Origin of the sequence: Longimicrobium sp. (assembly GCA_036387335.1) — a bacterium.
GTDB lineage: Bacteria > Gemmatimonadota > Gemmatimonadetes > Longimicrobiales > Longimicrobiaceae > Longimicrobium.
Window position 1 is genome coordinate 1 of the sequence record DASVTZ010000028.1, and the last position, 3,611, is coordinate 3,611.

At 72.2% G+C, this 3,611-nt stretch carries 3 protein-coding genes; 1 reads left to right on the forward strand and 2 read right to left on the reverse strand.

The annotated features are described in order from the left end of the window. Window positions 1-1,593: ComEC/Rec2 family competence protein (locus VF647_02540; protein HEX8450944.1), on the reverse strand; the 1,593-nt coding region annotated here is incomplete at its 3' end. Window positions 1,594-1,834: 241 nt separating this feature from the next. Here VF647_02540 and VF647_02545 point away from each other — a divergent pair. Then, complete coding sequence (locus VF647_02545) at window positions 1,835-2,224, forward strand: carboxypeptidase-like regulatory domain-containing protein (GenBank protein ID HEX8450945.1); 390 nt, start codon at window positions 1,835-1,837, stop codon at window positions 2,222-2,224. Between the two features lie 148 nt (window positions 2,225-2,372). Here the strand turns inward: VF647_02545 and miaB are convergent. After that, the coding region (miaB, locus tag VF647_02550; protein HEX8450946.1) for a tRNA (N6-isopentenyl adenosine(37)-C2)-methylthiotransferase MiaB at window positions 2,373-3,611 on the reverse strand (1,239 nt) is incomplete at its 5' end.

Consider the following 3,611-nt stretch of genomic DNA (forward strand, 5'->3'; position numbering starts at 1 on the left):
GTCGAGGAAGGCGAGCTCCAGCCCCTGTGCGGTGGGCGCGGCGGGGAGGACGAGGAACGCCGCGCACGCCGCCGCCGTCGCGAGCGAGCCGCGCACCCACCCGCGCATGCGCGCGCTCCACTCCAGCGCCAGGAGGATGGCGAGCGCCGCCGCGCCCCAGAGCCCCCAGCGCGGCCGGGCCAACGCGGCGTGCCCGCCCGGCAGCTCCGCCGCGACGTCCACCACTCGCTGAAGCCCGTCCAGCATCAGCGACGCGCCGTCCGCGAACAGCCTCGCCAGCGGCGGTACGACCGGCTCCATCGCCAGCGCCGCGCCGGTGCCGACCAGCGCGAGTGAGGTGAGCGGTACGGCCGGCAGGTTCGCGACGATCGACACCGGCGCGATCTGCCCGAAGTGGTGCACCGCCACGGGGGCCGTCGCCACGAACGCCGCCAGCGACGTCACGAGCGAATCCGCCAGCGCCCGCTTCCACCCGCGCTTCAACGGCGCAGGGAGCCGTTTGAGCATGGCGGGGCGGACGAGGATGAGCCCCAGCACGCCCGCGAACGAGAGCTGGAACCCAATGTCCAGCGCCGCGATCGGCTGCAATGCGAGGATGGCGAGCGCCGCCGCCGCCACCGGCGCGAGAGGCGCCGTCGGCCGCTGGAGCACCGTCGCGGCGAGGGCGAGCGCGAGCATGATCCCCGAGCGCACGGCGGAAGGCGGCGCGCCGATCACCGCCAGGTACATCGTCACCAGCGCCACGGTGGCAGCTACGGCGTGGCTCCGCTTCAGCCGTGCGGCGCGCGCCAGCAGGAGGAGCACCGCGCCGATCAGCGCCACGTGGCTCCCGCTGATCGCCAGCAGGTGCACCAGCCCGCTGCGCGCAAACCGGTCCGCGAGCCCGCGGTCCAGCGTCTCGCGCCGGCCGAGCAGCAGCGCATCCGCCAGCGGCGCGTTGCGGGGGAAGAGGCGCGCGATGCTCCGCTCCGTGCGTCCGCGCAGCGTCAGGAGCGGGTGTGCGGCCAGGCTCGGCGGCGCCACGACCACCGCTTTCGCCGCGAAGATGAAGCCCGCGTACGATGGATCGGCGGGCCACGCGCTGGGAATGACGGGCCGCGGCATGCGCCACCACGCGCCATCCACGCGGAGCTCCGTGCCCGCCAGCATGGCCGGTGTGCCGCGCGGCAGGCGGACGCGAGCCTCCACACGGCAGCTGGGGATCACGCCGCCCTTTGTCCGCGCCTCCTCCAGGGTCAGCGGGAGGAGCGGAATGCGGCCATCCGGCGCGGGGACGAGGTTCGCGCCCAGCACGCCGCGAACGTGGAGCGTGGAGCCATCCGCCAGCGCCGCACGGCAGTCACGCTCCGCATCCATCCGCGCCGCCGCTCCCTGCCCCGCCCCGGCGCAGACGAGCGCGGCCAGGATCACGTGCAGCACGTGCCGCGGACGCGCACTTCCCACCCCGAGCCGCGGAGCAACGAACATCGCGAGCACCCCCACGATCGCCACCAGCGCCGCCCCCGGCGGGATCACGGAGATGCGCAGCCCCGCCAACACCCCCGCGAGGTACGCCAGGAATGCGAGGACGATCGGCGGTCGGTAGTACGCCATCGGACGGGGCGGCGGGGGCGGTTGGAAGCGACGCATCCAACATGTGCGCAACGAATCGCGCGCGCAAGCAAGTCGTTGCAACGTCGACACTTACATTACCACAACCCGTACACGAGTGTATGCGTCGTGGCGCACCGGTAGCGCCAGCGCTCGATTGTGGCGCGGCCGCGGGGCACTGGCGCGGCCGTTGCAGCCGACAGGGAAACGAGATGGGAGTGCGGAACCAGAGAGGAGGTGCAGGATGCTCAAGCACACGGGGAGTGCGCTGGTGCTGGCGGCGCTGGTGGCGTCGGGCGCATGCGACGGCGGGAACGTCTTTGGGAGCAAGCGCGTGCCCTCCGGCGGCAACGGCACGACGGGGACGATCAGCGGGCAAGTGCAGGCGGGAGGGACCGGGCTCGGCGGAGTGACGGTGCTGCTGGGGACCGCGGACTCCACGGTCACTAACACCGCGGGAGCGTTCACCTTCACCAACCTGCTGCCGGCGACGTACAACCTCGCCGTCCGCGTGCCGCTGGGCTACGCGCCCGCCGCAGGCGAAACCGGGCAGCGCACCGTCACCGTTTCCGCGAGCGGCGGCACGGCGACGGCAACCTTCACGCTCCAGCGGACGACGACGGGCGTATTCTGAGCGCAGCCGGGGGCTGAAGCCCCCGGCTGGAACCACGGGAAGCCGGCTGAAGCCGGCTCGCGAACCGCGGCATTGCTCACCTCACGATGATGAGCCGCGCTCCCCAACGGGAAGCGCGGCTCATCGTATGTCCGGGTGGAGCGGGCGTTTACGCGACCAGTACGGCGGCTTCGGCGTTGAAGGTGGCGCCCGTGGTGCTCGTCAGGGTGACGTCGATGAAGCTGCCGATCATGTCGGGCGTGCCGTCCAGGTTCACCGTCTTGTTGCTCTCGGTGCGGCCCTGCACGCCGCCGCGGCGCCCTTCCTTCTCCACCAGCACCTCGACCGTGCGGCCCACCCACGTCTGGTTCACCTCGAGCATGATCTGGCGCTGCATGTTGATCAGCTTGAGGAGGCGCTCCTGTCCCTCCGCCTCGGGGACGAACTGGTCGGCGGGGAGGCGGGTGGCCGGCGTGCCGTCGCGCGGCGAGTAACGGTACATGTACGCCTCGTCGAAGCGCACCTCGCGCATCAGCTCGAGCGTCTCCTCGTACTCCTCCTCCGTCTCACCGGGAAAGGCGACGATGACGTCGGTGGAGAGCGCGATGCCGGGGATCGCCTCGCGCACCCACTCCACCTTTTCGAGGTACTCCTCCACGGTGTAGCGGCGGAGCATGCGCTTGAGGGTGCGGTTGCTGCCGCTCTGCACGGGCAGGTGGAGCTGCTCGCACACCTCGGGCTCGGTGGCCATCACCTCCACCAGCTCGCGGGTGAAGTCGTTGGGGTGCGGCGAGGTGAAGCGGACGCGGCGGATGCCGTCGATCCGCGCGGTCTCGCGCAGCAGGCGTGGGAAGTTCCAGTCGCCGTGCTCGTACGAGTTCACCGTCTGCCCCAGGAGCACGACCTCGGGCACGCCCTGCTCCGCCAGCGCGCGCACCTCGTCGAGGATCGCCTGCGGGTCGCGGTTTTTCTCGTCGCCGCGCACGTAGGGGACGATGCAGTAGGTGCAGCGGTAGTTGCACCCGCGCTGGATGGGCACCCACGCGGAGACGGCGGAGGCGCGCTTCGCGGTGACGCCCTCGTAGTTCTCGTGCGGGTCGAAGCCCAGCACGGTGAGCCCGCCGCGGGCCGGAGCGGGGGTCATCTGCGGAAGCGTGAGAAGCGTCGGCTTCGACTCCAGGGCGCCGAGCGCGGCCAGCTTCTCGGGGAGCCGGCGGTAGGCATCGGGGCCCATCACCAGGTCCACGCCGCCCGCGCGGCCCAGGAGCGACTCGCCCATGCGCTGCGCCATGCACCCCGTGACGCCCACCAGCGCCCCGCGCCGCCGCTGCTCCTGGAGCTGGCCCACGCGCCCGATGACGCGCTTCTCCGCGTGGTCGCGGATGGCGCAGGTGTTCACCAGGATGAC